This is a genomic window from Cuneatibacter sp. NSJ-177 (genome assembly GCF_022867805.1).
Taxonomy (GTDB): Bacteria; Bacillota; Clostridia; order Lachnospirales; family Lachnospiraceae; genus Pseudolachnospira.
In genome coordinates this window covers 596,217-613,898 of sequence record NZ_JALIFO010000002.1, presented here as the reverse complement: position 1 = coordinate 613,898, position 17,682 = coordinate 596,217, and the positions used below count along the sequence as shown (strand labels likewise).

The 17,682-nt window shown below is 54.1% G+C and carries 15 protein-coding genes; 11 read left to right on the top strand and 4 right to left on the bottom strand.

The window, feature by feature from the left end; all coding sequences use genetic code 11:
* Window positions 1-66 precede the first annotated feature (66 nt).
* The 11 genes from MUB23_RS06885 (at window position 67) to MUB23_RS06835 (ending at window position 13,429) form a co-directional block, all read left to right on the top strand.
* Window positions 67-1,173: an amidohydrolase family protein gene (locus MUB23_RS06885; protein ID WP_244799695.1), complete on the top strand. Its 1,107-nt coding sequence runs from the start codon at window positions 67-69 to the stop codon at window positions 1,171-1,173.
* 16 nt (window positions 1,174-1,189) lie between these two features.
* Window positions 1,190-2,335: an amidohydrolase family protein gene (locus MUB23_RS06880; protein ID WP_244799634.1), complete on the top strand. Its 1,146-nt coding sequence runs from the start codon at window positions 1,190-1,192 to the stop codon at window positions 2,333-2,335.
* Between the two features lie 105 nt (window positions 2,336-2,440).
* The gene (locus MUB23_RS06875) at window positions 2,441-3,373 is read left to right on the top strand and encodes an ABC transporter permease (RefSeq protein WP_244799633.1); all 933 of its coding nucleotides are present in this window, start codon (window positions 2,441-2,443) and stop codon (window positions 3,371-3,373) included.
* 17 nt (window positions 3,374-3,390) lie between these two features.
* Entirely contained in the window at window positions 3,391-4,284 is an 894-nt protein-coding gene (locus MUB23_RS06870) for an ABC transporter permease (RefSeq protein WP_244799632.1), read from the top strand.
* A 12-nt stretch (window positions 4,285-4,296) separates the two neighbouring features.
* A complete protein-coding gene (locus tag MUB23_RS06865) occupies window positions 4,297-5,298 on the top strand; it encodes an ABC transporter ATP-binding protein (RefSeq protein WP_244799631.1) in 1,002 nt (333 codons plus the stop codon).
* Window positions 5,282-6,235, top strand: coding sequence for an ABC transporter ATP-binding protein (locus tag MUB23_RS06860; protein WP_244799630.1), 954 nt, complete (start codon window positions 5,282-5,284; stop codon window positions 6,233-6,235). Before MUB23_RS06865 ends, MUB23_RS06860 begins: the two co-directional genes overlap by 17 nt.
* Window positions 6,236-6,313: 78 nt before the next feature.
* Complete coding sequence (locus MUB23_RS06855; RefSeq protein WP_244799629.1) at window positions 6,314-7,927, top strand: ABC transporter substrate-binding protein; 1,614 nt, start codon at window positions 6,314-6,316, stop codon at window positions 7,925-7,927.
* Window positions 7,928-8,080: 153 nt separating this feature from the next.
* Entirely contained in the window at window positions 8,081-9,148 is a 1,068-nt protein-coding gene (locus MUB23_RS06850) for a M24 family metallopeptidase (RefSeq protein WP_244799628.1), read from the top strand.
* A gap of 79 nt (window positions 9,149-9,227) precedes the next feature.
* Window positions 9,228-10,436, top strand: a complete 1,209-nt coding sequence (locus MUB23_RS06845) for an MFS transporter (protein ID WP_244799627.1) — start codon at window positions 9,228-9,230, stop codon at window positions 10,434-10,436.
* Window positions 10,437-10,683: 247 nt separating this feature from the next.
* Window positions 10,684-11,967 (top strand): SLC13 family permease, encoded by a 1,284-nt coding sequence (locus tag MUB23_RS06840; protein ID WP_244799626.1) that lies wholly within the window; start codon window positions 10,684-10,686, stop codon window positions 11,965-11,967.
* Between the two features lie 61 nt (window positions 11,968-12,028).
* Window positions 12,029-13,429, top strand: coding sequence for a subtype B tannase (locus MUB23_RS06835; RefSeq protein WP_244799625.1), 1,401 nt, complete (start codon window positions 12,029-12,031; stop codon window positions 13,427-13,429).
* 115 nt (window positions 13,430-13,544) lie between these two features.
* Here MUB23_RS06835 and MUB23_RS06830 read toward each other — a convergent pair whose 3' ends face one another.
* From MUB23_RS06830 to MUB23_RS06815, 4 genes are read right to left on the bottom strand one after another with little or no spacing between them, the layout of a single operon-like run.
* Window positions 13,545-13,931 carry a YbaN family protein gene (locus tag MUB23_RS06830; RefSeq protein ID WP_244799624.1) on the bottom strand — a complete coding sequence of 129 codons (387 nt, stop codon included), beginning with the start codon at window positions 13,929-13,931 and terminating at the stop codon, window positions 13,545-13,547.
* Entirely contained in the window at window positions 13,928-14,272 is a 345-nt protein-coding gene (locus MUB23_RS06825; protein WP_244799623.1) for a nitrous oxide-stimulated promoter family protein, read from the bottom strand. Before MUB23_RS06825 ends, MUB23_RS06830 begins: the two co-directional genes overlap by 4 nt.
* Window positions 14,272-15,930: a thiol reductant ABC exporter subunit CydC gene (cydC, locus tag MUB23_RS06820; protein ID WP_330641808.1), complete on the bottom strand. Its 1,659-nt coding sequence runs from the start codon at window positions 15,928-15,930 to the stop codon at window positions 14,272-14,274. Before cydC ends, MUB23_RS06825 begins: the two co-directional genes overlap by 1 nt.
* Window positions 15,927-17,669 carry an ABC transporter ATP-binding protein/permease gene (locus MUB23_RS06815; protein WP_244799622.1) on the bottom strand — a complete coding sequence of 581 codons (1,743 nt, stop codon included), beginning with the start codon at window positions 17,667-17,669 and terminating at the stop codon, window positions 15,927-15,929. The genes cydC and MUB23_RS06815 overlap by 4 nt, the downstream gene beginning before the upstream one ends.
* Window positions 17,670-17,682 lie beyond the last annotated feature (13 nt).

The following is a 17,682-nucleotide window of genomic DNA, read 5'->3' as shown; positions in this document are numbered from 1 at the left end:
TTGCCAATAATTTAATAGAAAGTGGAAAGGAGAGCTGCTGGATACAAAAGGCGGCGAACAGTGGGTATGATTTTGAAAAATGCAATCATCCATGTGGGAAATGGGGAAGTCTTTCTGGGCGACATGAAAATCGCAGACGGGAAGATCGAAGAAATCGGGAAGTCTTTATCCGGCGGCGGCATGCGTGACATGACAGGAAAAGACATTTTTCCCGGTTTTATTGATTCCGGCAATTTCCTCGGCACGCAAGACATGGCCTATTTTGCAAAGGATTACAATGAAAACTCCAATCCGGTCACTCCTTATCTGGATATCTGGCACTCCCTGGATCCGGACGAGCTTTCTTTTCAGAAATTGTATCAAGCAGGGATCACAAGCATGGTCGTAACCCCTGGAAATGAAGGGGTTCTGGGCGGAACCTGCGCCGTTGTAAAAACGGTGGGAAAAAATGTGAACAAGATTACGGTTCGCCGTGATGTGGCGCTGAAAGGATCTTTTACCAGCGAAGTGATCCGAATCTTTAAGGGAAAGGGCGGCCCGAAGACGCCGATGTCGATGGCGAATCTGCTGAGGGAAGCGCTGGCCCGCACGGAATACGGCGCAGACTACCGCAGTCAGAGAACGAGAGAAGTGATGGATGCGGTCCGCTCCGGGCGGATGCCGCTTCTTTTCGCGTGCGAGAACGCGCCTGAAATGGAGCGCTTATTTGAGATTACCAAACCTTATCCGGATATGAAGATCATCCTGACGCTTTCCTACGAGGCGGACCGGGCATGCGATTCCATCAAGGAGAGAAACGCAGCCGTCGTCCTCGGCGATACCTCCCGCAGCTCCGTACAGCTGGCGCACAAAATTGATTTTTCGAAGTTGACCGCTATGGCGGAAAGCGGCACAAAATTTGGCCTCACAGTTCTTGGACCGGACATGTCCTGGGGAAGTGAGATGCTTTTCTGGAACGTATCCAAGTTGATGCAGACCTGCAAGAACAGCGAAACTATCGTCAGTATGCTGACGGCAAACCCTGCGGAGCTGTTCGGCGTTTCTGATCGGATCGGTCTCTTAAAAGCAGGCCTCGACGCAGACTATGTCGTGTACGATGGAAATCCTATGGAAAAATGCGGAGCAAAGCTTTTGGAAACCGTAATCGGCGGCGAGACGGTTTATCAGGCGTAAAGAGGAGGCCAGAAACATGCTATTATTGAAAAACGCGACGATTTATCCCCAGACGGACGAGGCCCCCTTCGTTGGCGATGTCCTTTGTGAGAACGGGAAGATCACAAAAATTGGAGAGAACCTTGCGGCAGAGGGCGCGGAGGTTCTGGATCTGACCGGTCTGAATCTTCTCCCCGGTCTGGTTGACAGCCACTCCCATGCAGGACTTGGGCCTGACGGTGAGGCAACCGGCCTTCTTTACGGAACCGACACGGCGCACCCGGTCAGCCCTGAGATGGAAGCAATCTACAGCGCCGATCCGTTGAATCCCGTTTTCCATTACGCATTGGAAAACGGCATAACCACCCTGGGCGTTATTCCCGGCAGCAGCGATGTGATCGACGGCACCGGCTTTGCGGCCAGAACCTGGGGCGACAACATCTTTGAGATGTGCCTGAAAAGAAATATGTGCCTGAAACTCTCCCTCGGCGAGAACCCGAAAGGCATGTTTCAGAATCAAGGAATGGAACCGGATTCCCGCATGGGCGTCACCTTCATCCTGGAAGAGTATTTTGCCAACGCAAAGGCGTACCTGGATGCCAAGGAGCGCGGGGAACAGGTGGAGTGCAACGAACAGTATGAAGTGGCGATCCCGGTTCTCAAAAAGGAGATACCGGCCCGTATTCACTGTACGCACAATGATATGGCCGCCGCCATTCAGTGCCTGACTAAATACGGCGTCCGCTTTACGATCGAGCACGCCTGGGGTGCGGGAAATTATCTCGATGAAATTGCAGAAAGCGGATGCGGAATTGTCTATGGACCTATCGGCGGCCGCAAATCCTTTTTTGAATCTCGTTTTGTCGATGTGTCCGCCGTTGCCAAGCTGGATGCGCTGGGGACGGAGTGCTGTCTGACCGTTGACTCTCCTCTGGAGGGTCTGGACGCTCTGCTAAGCCACATGGAACAGGCTGTCCGGGAGGGCGCGGATCCTCTTCGCGTGTTGAAGATGGTGACCATTCACCCAGCCAGAGTATTGGGGCTGCAGGACCGCCTCGGATCGATTGAAGTGAATAAAGATGCAAACTTTGCTGTGTTCAAAGGCCTGCCCGGTACGGACATGGGAGCGCGCGTTGTATACACCATAGGCGAAGGTGATATCAAATATCAGGCAGGCGTCTAACCCGCAGCGAACGATCAAAAGAAGCTTTTTCCCGGCAATCCTCTGTTTGGGGATCCGCCCGGCGCGGACCGGAAATGAGCTGCGTGAATGTCAGGAGGAAAATACGTGGGAAAATTTGTATTAAAACGTTTGTTGGCGTTGATCCCGACCATTCTCATTATTGTGTTTGTGGTTTATTTTATTTTGGATTTGACGCCGAGCAGCCCTGGCCAGCTTATCCTTGGCCAGATGGCGTCGGAAGAAGCGATTGAAGCGAAAAACGTCGAGCTGGGTTACGATAAGCCGTTCCTGGTCCGCTACGGAAAATACATATTGCAGCTTTGCCAGGGCGACCTCGGCACCAGCTGGGTGACCGGCAAAGGTGTTTTGGAATCCGTTTTGGCTCGTTTTCCGGTGACCGTAACCCTGGCGGCCGGCGCGACCGTAATCGGAATCGTTGTCGGCGTTCTGCTTGGGATCTTGGCGGCGGTGAAGCAGTACAGTATTTTTGATGTCGCGGGCACGACGCTTGCGATGATACTGGCGTCCTTCCCGGCGTTTTGGATCGGCATGATGCTTGTCATACTTTTTGCGCAGAATTTAGGCTGGCTTCCATCTTACGGAACCGGCAGTTTTGCACATTATATCCTTCCCTGGTTTACCACAGCATGCTCCTTTATTGCGTCTCAGCTGCGTATGACCAGGACCTCCTTGCTGGAATCCATCCGTATGGACTATGTCCGCACTGCAAGGGCCAAGGGGCAGAAAGAAGGCATTGTCATTTACCGCCATGCGCTCCGCAATGCGCTGATGCCTGTCGTTACCATGGCCGGCATGAACTTCGGCACCCTGCTCGGCGGCACGGTTACGGTGGAAACCGTGTTTACCCTGAACGGTGTGGGCACCTTGATTCTGACGTCGATCCGCAGCAAAGATATTCCTGTCGTTGTGGGCGCAATCGTTATTCTTGCAGTATGCTATACCTTGGTCATGCTGGTTGTCGATATTCTTTACGGATTCATCGATCCCCAGATCAAGGCCCGCTACGTGAAGAAATGAGAAGGTAAGGGGTGACTATGAGTAAAGAGAAGGAAGTCCTGAAAACGGGACAATCAAAAATTAAGAAGAAAAGCCGCAGCCAGGAGACCTGGCGCCGCTTTAGAAAGAATAAGCTGGCTCTGTTTGGGATGATTTTATTCGCTGTCATTCTGCTGGTCACGATCCTGGCTGATGTGATCGTAAGCTATGACGTCTCCGTCACGCAGGTCGCGTCGGAGCGCCTGCAAAGCCCTTCCGCATCCCACTGGTTCGGCACGGATAATTATGGCCGGGATCTTTTCGCCCGTATCGTCCACGGCTCCCGGAACTCGCTGCTGGTGGGCTTTGGCTCCGTCATCATCGGAGTGACCCTGGGCGGGATGCTGGGCGCAGTCTGCGGATATCTGGGAGGCCGGTTTGATGCGATTGTCATGCGTGTCCTTGACTCCATCATGTGTATCCCCACCACGATGCTGGCGCTGGCTATCGTGGCTGCTCTCGGAACCAGTCTGGGGAACGTTCTGATGGCCATGACGATTTCCAGCGTCCCGCGATACTGTAGAATTATCCGCTCCTCTGTTTTAGGCGTTACCGGCCAGACCTACATCGAGGCGGCGCATTCCTGCGGGACCCCCGATTTTCAGATTATTTTAAAGCACGTTCTCCCGAACGCCATCGGACCTATTATCGTACAGGCAACCATGGCGGTCGGCAGCGCGATTATCTCTGCCGCGGGAATCAGCTTTGTTGGCATGGGAATCCAGCCTCCCGCTCCGGAATGGGGCGCGATGCTGAACGAGGCCAGGACTTACATGACGATGTATCCCTACATGGTTTTGTTCCCGGGCCTTGCCATTGGCTTTACGGCGCTGTCGATGAATCTGATGGGCGACGGCCTGCGCGACGCGCTGGATCCGAAGCTGAAGGACTAAAGGGGGAACAAAATGGAAGAAAAAAAACCATTACTGGAAATTGAAAATTTAGAGGTCGTCTATCAGACGGACGAAGCTACCGTCCATGCTGTAAATGGGATCAGCTTTTCCTTGAATGAAAAGGAGACCATCGGCCTGGTGGGGGAAACCGGCGCCGGGAAGACCACGACGGCGTTAACGATCCTGCGCCTGCTGCCGGAGCGCACGGGCCGTGTTCTGGGCGGAAAAATCCTGTTCCACGGTGAAAATCTGTTTGAAAAGACGATTCCGGAGATGCGCCATGTCCGCGGGGCGGAAATATCGATTATCTTCCAGGATCCCATGACTGCCCTGAACCCGGCTCTGACCGTCGGCGATCAGGTTCTGGAATCCCTGGAGATCCATAATACCGCCGGGAAATCCAAGGAAGAGCTAAATGCACGTGTCGATGAACTCTTCAATCTGGTCGGCATACCCGCGGAGCGGAAAAAAGAGTATCCCCATCAGTTTTCCGGCGGCATGAAGCAGCGTATCGTGATTGCGATCGCCCTGGCCTGCGCGCCGCAGCTGCTGATTGCGGACGAACCCACCACGGCCCTGGACGTTACGATTCAGGCGCAGGTTCTGAAGCTGATGGAAACCTTGAAGAGTGAGCTGGGAACATCCATGATCATCATTACCCATGACCTGGGCGTTGTGGCGGAGACCTGCGATAAAGTTGCCGTGATGTATGCCGGTGAGATTGTGGAAGCCGGTACGGCAGAAGATATCTTCAACGGCGCAGTCCATCATCCTTATACCGTCGGGCTTTTTAACGCCATCCCGAATTTGGATGAAAAGACGGAACGGCTGAATCCCATTGACGGCCTGATGCCGGACCCTGCCAATCTGCCGGAAGGCTGTAAATTCGGACCGCGCTGCCCCCACTGCATGGAGGAATGCAGGCAGGGAGCCCCTTACTTATATAAAGAAAACGAACACAGGATCCTGTGCAACCTGTATCGAAAGGAGGTTAACGATGAAAAACTTGGTTGAAACGGTTGACCTCAAAAAATATTTTACGGTCGGCACAAACCGCCAGCTGCACGCGGTGGACGGCATTAACCTTGAGATTCCGGAAGGACAGACCCTGGGAGTCGTCGGAGAATCGGGCTGCGGCAAATCGACGCTGGGCCGTGTGGTTATGGGATTGCTTCCCGCCACCTCCGGCCAGATTAACCTGGATGGTCAGGACATTGTGTCCTGTTCCAAGAGGGAGTTTAAAAAGGTTCGGAGAAAAGTTCAGATGATTTTTCAGGATCCCTACTCATCTCTGGATCCCAGAATGTCCATCTATGAGCTGATCGCCGAGCCCCTTATCATGAACAAAGTTTATTCCAGCAATGCGGAAGTTCTGCGCCGTGTCCAGGAGCTGATGGAAACCGTCGGTCTGGCGGAACGCTATATCAACTCTTATCCTCATGAGCTGGACGGCGGCCGCAGACAGAGGATCGGTGTGGCGAGGGCATTAGCCCTGAACCCCAAGTTTATTGTCTGCGACGAGCCGGTTTCTGCGCTGGACGTCTCCATTCAGGCGCAAATTCTGAACCTGCTGATGGATATGCAGCGAGACCTGGGGCTGACGTATCTGTTCATTACCCATAATCTGGCGGTAGTCAAGCATATTTCCGATGTCATCATGGTCATGTATCTCGGCCAGTGCGTGGAGATTGCGCCGTCCGATGAGCTTTTTGCAAATCCGAAGCATCCTTATACCCAGGCACTGCTGGATGCAATCTTAAAGCCGGTACTCGGCTCCGACAAGGAGCGCAAGCTGATCCGCGGCGAGGTGACAAGTCCGATTGACCCGCCGGCCGGCTGCCGCTTTGCCAAGCGCTGTGAACATTGCCGGCCAGAATGTACCGGAAGAGATCTCAAACTTGTGGATCTTGGAGACGGCCACAAGGTCGCCTGCGTCCTCGCCGGCAGTTAACTTTGTTATTATCGGCTCCCGCCGATGGTAGATAAACGTGCAGCCCGTACTGCACAAAATAATGAGGAGGAAAATCATATGAAAAAGCCAAAAAGGTTCCTCGCAGTTCTTCTTGCTCTTTGTACGACGCTGTCCCTTACCGCCTGCGGCGGCAATGCAGCCAGTGGTACACAGGGCGGAACCCAAGGAGGAGGCGGTGAACAGCAAAGCCAGGCGCAGGGCGGAGAGGCCGGCGATATTGACCACGACCGCCAGATCGTCTACGGCAGCGCCAGCATGATCGTGAACTTCAACATGAAGTACATCACCGCCGGAAACGATATTGCGGCGGGCGACCAGGTCTATGATACCCTGATCCGCAAAATCAACGGCGAGATTGTCGGCTATCTGGCGGAAAGCTGGGAGATCTCCGAGGACGGGCTGGATTATACCTTCCATCTGAAGGATGCGACCTTCAGCACCGGCGACCCGATTACCGCGGAAGACGTAAAGTTTTCCATGGAATTTATCCGCGATGAGTGCAGCCAGTGGGCTTGGGTGCACAAAGATCTGGACAACGTAGAGGTTGTGGACGATCATACCTGTATTCTTCACTACAAGTCGGCTGATGCGTCCCGGATTTCTTCCCTGTGTCTGATCCAGTACGGCGGCATCTTCTCCAAAAAGGCATATGAGCAGTACGGGGAAGACTACGGCACTTCGGCGGATAAGATTGTTTCCTCCGGCCCCTATGTTGTTACCGGCTGGGAGGACAATGTCTCCGTGACCATGGAAGCCCGTGATGACTATTACGGCGATCCGGTGGATCTGAAACATTTAAAGCTCGTTGCGATCTCCGACATGAACGCGGCGGTGGTGGCCCTTCAGACCGGCGAGCTGGACTTGTATTTCAATCCGGTCTCAGGCGTGGCCCTCGACACCCTCAAAATGGCGGACAACGTTGCCATCAGCGAGGCGCTGACCTGCCGGAACGAGTCTATCTATATGAATTGTGAGACCGGTCTGTTCACCGATGTAAGGATGCGCCAGGCGGTTGCCTACGCCATCAATAAAGAAGAAGCCCTTGCAGTCTGCGGCAGCGGCCAGGGCCAGGTTGTCACTTATCCCTGCGATCTCGGCGACCGGGTGACCGGCAACCCGGATTTTGTCCCCTCCACCACCTATGAGTACAACGTCGAAAAGGCCAAAGCTCTCGTGGAAGAGTGCGGCAATACCGGCGCGACCTGCACCATCAAGTCCTACAATACGGAGCCTTATGCAACGCTCTCTGTCTGGCTGCAAGGCACTTTAAACGCTATCGGCCTGGACGCGAAGGTGGAGACCATGGAGCGTTCTGCATTCCTGGATCAGTGCTCCAACGGCGAAGTGGAGATCTGCCCCTTCAGCTGGTCCAACAATTCCTTTGACTTTGGCGCGGCTGTCGGCATCTATATGAACTCCGCCAATATTCCGGTTTCCGGCAACTATAGCCGCTATGTCAATCCGAAGGCCGACGAACTGGTGGCTCTCGGCAACGGGACCAGCGATGTGGAGAAACGGAAAGGTTACTATAAGGATCTGATCGAACTCTACATGGAGGAAGTCCCTTCCGTCGCCATGTATGCGGTTGTCAACGCGATAGCCCACAGCAACCAGCTGACCATGGACGACGCCTGCCTCTACCAGATGGCTCTGGTTCATTGGGCAAAATGATGATGGATAAGAAATAGCATTGCTTGGCCTATGCTGTTATAGGAGAAGTGGAATCAGCAGGGTGCTGTATCGCCCTGCTGATTCTTTTCGGCGGCGGCCTTTCTGGTGGCCAGCTCCCGGTTCATAAAAAAGAAATGGAAAGGAAAAATGATTATGTTCAATGAGCGGTTGATTCCCTGGTTTCGTCAAAGTAAGATAGAGGCGCTGTTTCTGAAAAAGGATCCGAATGTCCGCTGGGCCAGTGGATTTAAGGGCAAGGACTCCTGTGTGCTGATGACGCCGGACGGAGGTTTTTTGATCACCGACCCCCGATACACCGAACAGGCGGAGCTGGAAGCGCCGGACTTCACGCTGGTCAACTGGCGCGCGGTGGGCGGCACCATGATGAAGGCCCTCGCCCATGTCTGTAAAGAACAGAATATCAAAAGCATTGGCTTTGAGTCGGATGCCCTGAGTTTTGGGGAGTATAGTCAGCTGAAGGCAGAGACGGACGCAGAGCTGATTCCCACCGAGAACGTGGTGGAGAATCTCCGCAGCATTAAAACGCCGGAAGAGATCGAGGATCTGCGCGCGGCCTGTGAGATTTCCTGCCGGGCGTTTTACCGGATTCTGGACGACATCCGCGTGGGTGTGACCGAAAAAGAGCTGGCGGCCAAACTGTCCTCCTACATGGTTTTCGAAGGGGCGGACACGAAGCCCTACGGCAATATTTTGATTTCCGGCCCCAACACCAGCCTCCTTCACGGAATCCCTTCCGAGCGGGCGGTGCAGTACGGCGACTTTGTCCTGATGGATTACGGCTGTCAATTCAATGGCTATATGAGTGATATGACCCGCACCGTTGTGGTGGGAAAGGCCAGCGAAAAGCAGAGAGAAGTCTACGATTTGGTGAAACGGATGCTGGAAGACTCTCTGGCGGTGATGAAGGCGGGCACGAAGTGCAAAGATGTCTACGAAGCTTCCGTTCAGGCCATCAAGGATACGCCGTATTATCCCTATCATTATAACGGACTGGGCCACGGCATCGGCCTATTTGTCCATGAGGTGCCCTTTATCCGGCCAGGCGCCGCCGCCGTCTATGAAGAAAATGTCGTGACCACGATCGAACCGGGCCTCTACATCCCCGGCTGGGGCGGCGTCAGGATCGAAGATCAGGTCATCATAAAAGACGGCGGAAATGAGAATTTGATCCGTGTTTCTCATGACCTGATAGAACTGTAATGTTCTTCCGCTGTTTTTGACATCGGCGGTGTACATTCGGCCGCGGGGAAGATCACATTTGTGGAGGGGAAGCAGCAATATGAATACAGAGAATGCACGTCTTTGGACACCGGATTATTGCAGAATCCTTTTGGCGAACCTGCTTCTTTTGACAGCAGGAAACGCCATGGGAAGCACCTTTTCCCTCTATATTTTTTCCAGGGGAGGCGCGGAGATCGACGTCGGTATTTGTTCGTATATCCAAGCCTCCGCCTGCCTGTTGATCCGGCCTTTGGCCGGATGGTTTCTGGACCACCGAAGCCGGAAATCCATCCTCATTTTCGGCCTGTTTTCCCTCGTCTTTATCCAGATGGGCTATGTGTTTGCTGCGTCCATTCTCCTGATCTATTTGATCCGCTTTATCAACGCAGCCGTCTCGGCGGCTGCAACCACGGCGATGATGGCTAACGCCTATGATTCGCTGTCCGAGGATACGTTTACGGAAGGCGTCGGCTACTTTGGATTCAGCAATTCCGTAGCGAACGCCATTGCCCCCGGCGTCGGCCTCTGGCTTTGGGCACGTTTTGGGGCCGCCGGCGTATTCGGCGCGATTTCGGCCGCTACGTTGGCTGCCTTTCTCTTGATTCGTAAGTTCCACTTCCGCGAAATCCTGGCGGAAAGGAAGACGCCGTTCCACCAGGAAAAAGTGCGGGATCTGATCTATGAGAAGGAGGCGCTTCCGGCTTCTGCGCTGGAAGGCTTTATCGCCCTGGGCAGCGGTGCGATCAATCCTTACCTGTCGGTTTTCCTGATCCAGAGGGCGGTCCTGCAAACGCCTGGTCTTTTTTATACGGCCCAGGCCTGCGGCACGTTCAGTGCCAGGCTCTTCGTCGGAAAGATCAGCAGACGCTACGGGGAAGCTCCGATTGTCTACATCAGCGCCGTCTTGTTCATCGCCGGTATTTTGGCGCTTACCTTTTCGGCGTCTCCTTTGCTGGTGCTGGCAGGGGCTTTTTTGATGGGGATCGGCTACGGGCTGACCGTCACCGGCTTTCAGATCATGTCGGTGCGGATCGTTTCCCCGGACCGGCGGGGCGCCGCTTCGTCCACCTATTCCTGCGGCTGGGATGTCTGCGCGGCGGTCGGAGGCCTCTTTTCCGGGATATTGATCACGGCCTTTTCCTACCGAACCACGTTCTGCCTGATTCTCCTGATTTATCCGGTTTTTGCTCTGATCTATGCGCTTTTTATTTCGAAGCACCCCTCAGCGTTTAAAAATTATAAAAGAATGAGGCAGCAGCGGGAGTAAGGATTTCGGCAGGCTGTGAAAATAGGGAAGTATACCTGGCAAAAAGAGCGGATGCGTTTCAGGCGCAGCCGTTCTTTTTTTGACCATAGATTAAATATACCAAACGCAAACAAGGAAATTCAATTCCTGAATGGAAACGATCCATGCAGATCCATAGATTGAATCCAGCAGAGAAAATTGGTACAGTAGACATGGAAACGAAAGATACCGGTATCCCACAAAAGTAACAAAAAAGGAGAGAGCAAATATGACAGTCCAAATGGCAATGGTCCTTGCCGCCTTCCTGTTTATGATTGTATTTATGATCTGGGGGAAAATTGAGCCCTGCATCGTCGTGATGCTGACGCTGGGTTTCCTGTGGTTCACGAAAATCCTGGATACCGGAACGGCCTTCGGCCAGTTTTCCGGAAATACCATCATCACCATGGTCTGCATGATGATCTGCAGCGCAGGCCTGATGAAAACCAATATTCTTCATCACATCACCAAACTGGTGAAGAAGATGAACGGCGGAGAACGCCTTCTCTACGTCGTAGCTATGTTGGTGCCTTTTATCCTCTGCCAGTTTATGGGCGGCGTCAGTTCCTTGATGGCAACGATTCCCCTGCTGGTGGGCTTGGCGGATACCAATGATGTTCCCCGGACCAAGCTGATTCTCCCTGCGCTGGTTGGATCTCAGTTCGGAATCGGCCTGTTTCCGATCGGTATGAGCGCCACGATCTTCATGCAGAAAAATGAATACTTGACCGCACTGAACGCAGGAGTGGATCTGGGATTCTGGGACATCATGCTGACCCGTCTGCCCGGCGTCATCGCATCCATGATTTTCGTGGTCCTGATCGGCTACAAGCTGATGCCCAGCGTGCCGGGCCGGACCAGCAGCGATATCCCGGCGGAAATGTCGTTAAAGGAGAGTACTTTAAGCCCCTGGAGGGAGAAAGCGGCCTATTTCATCTTTCTCGCCGTCCTGACCGGCCTGATTTTCAATAATCAGCTGGGCCTTTCTCCCGGTCAGATTTCCTTTGCCGGCGCGGTACTCTATATGCTGCTCGACATCCTGCCTCACCGGGAAGCGTTTGGTTCGGTGAACTGGTCCATCGTGTTCATGGTGGGATTCGGCATCGCTATCTGCTCCGCCCTGCAATCCTCCGGAGCCGTGGATATCATCGCCGAGGTTTCCAGCAAGGTGATCACCTCGAAATCCAGCCTGGTGCTGCTCTGCATTATTATGTTCGTCTTCTGTGCAACCGTGACCCAGTTTATGGACAACAATGCGCTGGTGAATATCATGACGCCGATCATGATCGCCGCCTGCATCGGCGTGGGCCTGAACCCGCTGGCGATTGTCTGCGTCATCGACCTGTCCTCCATGGCCTCTATTATGACACCTCTGTCCGGACCCGGCGGTATGCTGGCTTACACCATGGGCGGTTATTCTTATAAAGACATGATCAAATTCGGCGCGCCGATCGTACTGGTGCAGGCGGTGGTATCGGCTGTCTGGGTGCCGTTTTATTTCGGCCTGCTGTAAATTTTTAGGAAGGACTTGCCCGCGTCAGCGGGCAAATCCGTTTGGAAAGGAATGAATCAATATGTCGATCTCTTTGGATTTCAATGAGTCGGATTATGAAGTCCGGACTTTAACCTTAGATGGAATCACAATACGGTTCCGGGCCTTTGAAGACCGGGTCTACGTGGAACATCCGGTGGATGCGGAGCATCAAAAACTGAATCTGTACGTACCGGAGGAATACTACGAGGGGAAAACCATTCATGGCTACACGGGGAAAACCGTGCCGATCTTTTTCTCCAACGCGTCCGGAGCCTATGCGTCGGGGCCTGCGGACCGGCCTGGCCCCAGTTTCCGTCTTTGGGCGAAAGGAAAGCCCAACGGGCTGTTCTACGCGTTGGCTGCCGGGTTTGTGGTTGCGGCGCCCGGTTCCCGCGGCCGGACGGTGACGGATGAGAAAGGACGCTTCCTGGGCTGCGCGCCCGCCCACATCGTGGATTTGAAAGCGGCGGTGCGCTATCTGCGCCACAACCGGGACCGGATCATGGGAGACCCGGAACGCATCATCAGCAATGGGACCAGCGCCGGGGGCGCGCTGTCGGCCTTGCTTGGAACCTCAGGAAACAGTCCGGTTTTTGAACCCTATCTGAAAGAGCTGGGGGCTGCCGGGGAGAGGGACGACGTCTATGCGGCCAGCTGCTTCACCCCAGTGATGAATCTGGAACATTCGGATATGGCTTATGAGTGGATGTTCCACGGGGTCAACCACTATGAGCTCCATATTGTAAAAAATGTGGGAGGCGAGCTGCTGGAATCCTGGGTCAAGGGGGATATGACCGAGGAGCAGCAAAAAGAATCCGACATTCTGGTCGCTCGGTTTGCGGACTATGTGAACGGCCTGGGGCTTAAGGATGAGGACGGCCGGGAACTGACCTTAAAAGAAGACGGCAGCGGAAGTTTCCGCGACTACGTGACAGGATTTGTGATGGCTTCCGCCCAGAAGGCTTTGGATGAGGGCGCCGACCTGTCTTCGATGCCCTGGATTACCGTGGAAGACGGCCGGGTGACGTCTCTGGATCTGGCGGCCCATGCACGCTATGCGACCCGGATGAAACAGCTCCCCGCCTTTGACCAGTGGGATCTGGGATCCCCAGAAAATGAGCTGTTCGGAACCGCAGACACCCGCTTCCAGCACTTTACCCAGTACGGGAAGGAGCACAGTGTGGTGAATGGAAAATTGGCGGATCCGGAGGTTGTGGCGATGATGAACCCCATGACCTTTGTGGAAGATAGGGCCTGCCGCCACTACCGGATCCGCTTCGGCACCCTGGACCGGGATACCTCCATGGCGATTTCCGCGATCTTTGCCGCCGCGCTGCGCCGGACCGGCGTGGAAGTGGATTACGCGATGCCCTGGGAAGTGCCCCACGCCGGGGACTATGAGATGGACCAGCTGTTTGCCTGGATCCGTGAAATCTGCTGAAAAGCCGGAATATAAAAAAACTCTATGGGACGGATCGGATGCCAAAAAGCAGACCGGGTTCCCATAGAGTTTTTTTATCGTGCGGCAGGGACGACAGACATCCCTCTCACTTCCATTATTCGGATGAAACCGTCTTCCTCGTCTTCACCCCAAACAGAAAATAAAGAATGTGGAACACCCAGACAAGAGTCAGGACGATCCGCCCCGCCATAATTTCGTTCATCATCAAAAATCCAATGGTCATCAGCAAAGTCACGGTGATCATAATACGGATTTTTGTGCTCCAGGTCATCCCCTGGCCTTTAAGATAGCTCTCCAGATTGTTCCGATACAGTTTGGTTCCGGTAAACCACAGATGCAGCTTTTCCGAGCTTTTGGCAAAGCAAAAGGCCGCCAGGAGCAAAAACGGAAAGGCCGGAAGCAGAGGCAAAACAGCCCCTACGGCTCCCAATCCCAACCCAATACATCCGAGGATTAGATACAAGATTTTTCTGAATTTCATTCCGTATTCTCCAATCGTCTCTTTTCTTTTTGGCTTTCCACCATATGCCTTATGGCCGCCACCGGGTGATAAAGGATCATGCGAGGGCCGGCAAAACGCATCACCGCCCTGATTTTTTCCCGCATCACCGGCTTATAACAGTGCACGCTGCAGTTGGAACAAAAGGTTTTTGTCTCCATAAACGGACATTTTTCCGACCGCTGTCTGGCGTAAGCATCCAAAGCCGCGCATGCAGCGCACAGGCCATTTTTCGTATGGTGCTGCTTTTTGCAATACAGGGCAATCATCTGGGAAACCATCTCTTTTTCCCGTCCCCGCTTTGTCTCAACACTTTTTGCCATCAGCTCATCCTCCCGTTTTCTACGGAATAGATGGTGCCGGCTATCCGCATGGTGGACTGCCGGTGGGAGACCAGAACCACGGTCTTGCCCTCGCGTTCTTCATGGAGGGATTTGAGAATCACGGCCTCATTCAGACTGTCGAGGTTGCTGGTCGGTTCGTCCAGCAGCAAGAAGGGTGCGTTGTGCAAAAAGGCTCTTGCCAATCCCAGCCGCTGCCGTTCCCCGCCGGACAAGGTGCTGCCCAGCTCCCCGACCGGAGTGTCGTACCCCTGGGGGAGGCTCAGAATGAAGTCATGCACCGACGCCTTTCGGCAGGCTTTCTCAATTTCCGCATTGCTGGCGTCCGGCTTGGCGACTCGCAGATTGTTCCGTATGCTGTCGTGGAACAGATAGGTTTCCTGGGTTACAAAGCTCTCCATCTCCCGCAAATTTGCCGTGTTGATGTCCTCCACCTGGATCTCGGACAGTTTCACGCTCCCCTGCTGCACCTTCCAGAACCGCATGAACAACTTCAGCAACGTTGATTTTCCGCTGCCGCTGCGCCCGATGATCCCGATGACGGAATGCTCTGGTATGGGAACAGAGACATTGGAAAGAATGGTCTCCTCTCCATAGGAAAAGGTGATATGCTCCGCCGAAGCGCCGGTGAACAACACTTCTTTTTTACCGATGATTTCTTCCACCGTCGGGGTTTCATCTAAGATATCCAGCACCCGGTTTCCCGCTGCGAAGGTGTTCTGTAAGGTGCTGCCGAGGCCGGCCAGCGCGATCACCGGGCCAAAGGAGGAAAATAAGGCAAGGGTGGGAATCAAAACCCCGTCAAAGGCCACAGTTCCCTTCTGGAAGAGGAGGGCGGATGCAAACAGCATGATTAGATCAAACGCCAGCACAACGGTGTTCGTTACCGCCATATTCCGGCCCGCGGCCCGCTTCATGCGCTCCTCTTCCTGGGATAGTTCGCCGGTGCGCCGGCTCATCACTTCCAGGCGCTTTTGTCCCTGGCCGTACTGAATCGTCTCGGAAAGCCCTCGCAGGCTGTCCAGTACGAAACTGCTCAGATCTCCGGATTTTGACCGGAACTTCATCCCGCTGTCCCCGCTGTATTTTGAGGTAACCAGAGGGATCACAAGGCCTACGATGGAGTACGCGGCCAGCGCCAAAATCCCCAGCGCCCAGTGATAACTTCCGATAAACAGGCACATGACGAGGGTGAAGGCGAAGGCAATGGCGGTGGGGGAAATCGTATGGGCATAGAAGACCTCCAACAATTCGATATCGGAAGTGATGACCGAAATCAGGTCTCCCTTATCCCGGCTCTCCAGTTTTGCGGGACAGAGACGCCGCAGCGCCCGGAATACTTTGTCGCGGATCAGGGCAAGCAGCCGAAACGCAATGAAATGATTGCACGCCTGCTCCGCGTAGCGCAGGACGCCCCGCAGCAGGGCAAACATAGCCATGCCGGCAAAAAGGGCGGAAATCGAGAACGGAGTTTTCGCATCCAGAGCGTTCAGCACCGCATAGCCCCCGAATATGGTGAGGAAGGCGGCGCACAGATGGCCGATCAGTCCCATGAGAATTGCCAGCAGCATATAGCCGGATAAAGGCTTTACCAGCTCGATCAGCCTTGCCATCACCTGAAAACCACTTCGTCTTTTCACGCAGTCTCACCATCCTTCCGGTAGTTTTCCAAGTCTTGCTGGGCGGTCCAGAGCCGCTTATACAGACCGTGGTTTTGCAGCAATTCCTTATGGCTGCCGTGCTCGGCGACGTTTCCCCCGTCTAGCACATAGATCTGGTCTGCCGTCACGACATTTGCCAGCCGGTGGGAAATCAGGAGAACCGTCTTTGTTTTTGCCAACTCATGAATCTGCGCCATGATATCGTTTTCACTCTCTACATCGATATTGGAGGTAGCTTCGTCGAATAGGTAGACCGGACTGTGATGCAGTAGCGCCCTCGCCAATGCCAGCCGCTGACATTGCCCGCCGGAGAGGTTTGCTGCTCTCTCTAAAAGCGGCGTATCAAGTCCCTGTTCCGTTTTTAGGAATCCGTCGAGTTTGACTTGCTTTAGGACCGCCCACAGCTCTTTGTCGGACGCCCCCGGTTTTCCCATCAGCAGATTGTCCCGCACCGTTCCTTTGAACAAATAGCTTTCATGGCTGATATAGGTGATGTGGCGCATCAGACTCTCCTCCCCCAACGTTTTTAGCTCCGCGCCGCCGATGGATACGGAACCGGAATATCCCCGATTCCGCCCCATAAGAATCGACGCGACAGTGGATTTTCCGCAGCCGCTCTCGCCCACCAGCGCAGTGAAACTCCCCGCCGGAAACCGCAGGTTAACCCCTTGGAGGACCGGGCGGTCCGGCTCATAGGAGAACCCTAAGCCGGAACAGACGATATCGCTGTCTTTCGGTATGTCCTGCGAGGACTCGTGTCTCATTTCCGGCAGATCCAGCAGCCGGAAGATCTTGTCGCTGGCCGCCATGCCGTTCATGGCGATATGGAAAAACGAGCCGAACTGCCGCATGGGGAGGAAGAAATCCGCGGCCAGCAGGAGGATCAGGAGGCAGCCCGCCAGAGAGGTATGTCCGCCGGCATATTGGGTCACCGCCACAATAACACCCAAAGCCGCGCCGCCGTAGGCGACCAAATCCATAATGATGATAGAATTCAGCTGCATGGTGAGCACCTTCATCGTAATTTTGCGGAATTTCTCGGCTTCCTCATTCATTTCCTGATTCTTGAATTCATCAGCCTGATAGATCTTCAGGGTGGTAAGGCCCTGCAAGTTTTCTAAAAAAGTATCGCCCAAAGCGGTGTACTGCCCCCAGTATTTTGAGAGCAGTTTTTTCGCCCAGGTCTGCACCGCCGCAATCGCAATGGGAATCAGCGGCACACAGACCAGAAGAACGGCTGCCGACGGAACGTTCACAAAACAGAGGGCGGCAAACAATGTCAGAGGCGCCAGCATACTGTAAAAGAATTGGGGCAGGTAAGCCCCAAAGTAGGTTTCTAGCTGATCCACGCCTTCGACCGCTACCTGCACCACCTCGGAGGTTCTGACTTGTTCTTCATAGGACGCGCCCAAACGCAGCAGTTTTTGGTAAATTTGTTCCCGCAGGACCTTCTTGACCGCTTTGGCGGAAAGATATCCCATTCTGCTGGCTCCGATCGTACAGAGAAAGCGGATGCACAGAGCCAATACGGCGGCTGCCATCGCCGAAAGAATGGTGGCAGAGTCTGCGGCTTTAAAAAATAATGCCGAAAACATCCGGGCAATGCTGAGCATCAAAGCAATGTTCGCTGCCAGGGAGCACCACTGCAAGAGGACGTTCCCTGCAATATATTTTTTACTTTCGCTGACTGTCCTGATCAGCCGTTTCTGGATCATCATGGTTTTGCCCGCC

What these genes read in the sequence shown, in the direction of transcription:
- MUB23_RS06845 (WP_244799627.1), top strand. Translation starts at nt 9,228, where the DNA reads ATGAATACAGAGAATGCACGTCTTTGGACACCGGATTATTGCAGAATC.
- MUB23_RS06855 (WP_244799629.1), top strand. Translation starts at nt 6,314, where the DNA reads ATGAAAAAGCCAAAAAGGTTCCTCGCAGTTCTTCTTGCTCTTTGTACG.
- MUB23_RS06825 (WP_244799623.1), bottom strand. Translation starts at nt 14,272, where the DNA reads ATGGCAAAAAGTGTTGAGACAAAGCGGGGACGGGAAAAAGAGATGGTT.
- MUB23_RS06830 (WP_244799624.1), bottom strand. Translation starts at nt 13,931, where the DNA reads ATGAAATTCAGAAAAATCTTGTATCTAATCCTCGGATGTATTGGGTTG.
- MUB23_RS06870 (WP_244799632.1), top strand. Translation starts at nt 3,391, where the DNA reads ATGAGTAAAGAGAAGGAAGTCCTGAAAACGGGACAATCAAAAATTAAG.
- MUB23_RS06850 (WP_244799628.1), top strand. Translation starts at nt 8,081, where the DNA reads ATGTTCAATGAGCGGTTGATTCCCTGGTTTCGTCAAAGTAAGATAGAG.
- MUB23_RS06865 (WP_244799631.1), top strand. Translation starts at nt 4,297, where the DNA reads ATGGAAGAAAAAAAACCATTACTGGAAATTGAAAATTTAGAGGTCGTC.
- MUB23_RS06815 (WP_244799622.1), bottom strand. Translation starts at nt 17,669, where the DNA reads ATGATGATCCAGAAACGGCTGATCAGGACAGTCAGCGAAAGTAAAAAA.
- MUB23_RS06860 (WP_244799630.1), top strand. Translation starts at nt 5,282, where the DNA reads ATGAAAAACTTGGTTGAAACGGTTGACCTCAAAAAATATTTTACGGTC.
- MUB23_RS06885 (WP_244799695.1), top strand. Translation starts at nt 67, where the DNA reads ATGATTTTGAAAAATGCAATCATCCATGTGGGAAATGGGGAAGTCTTT.
- MUB23_RS06835 (WP_244799625.1), top strand. Translation starts at nt 12,029, where the DNA reads ATGTCGATCTCTTTGGATTTCAATGAGTCGGATTATGAAGTCCGGACT.
- MUB23_RS06840 (WP_244799626.1), top strand. Translation starts at nt 10,684, where the DNA reads ATGACAGTCCAAATGGCAATGGTCCTTGCCGCCTTCCTGTTTATGATT.
- MUB23_RS06880 (WP_244799634.1), top strand. Translation starts at nt 1,190, where the DNA reads ATGCTATTATTGAAAAACGCGACGATTTATCCCCAGACGGACGAGGCC.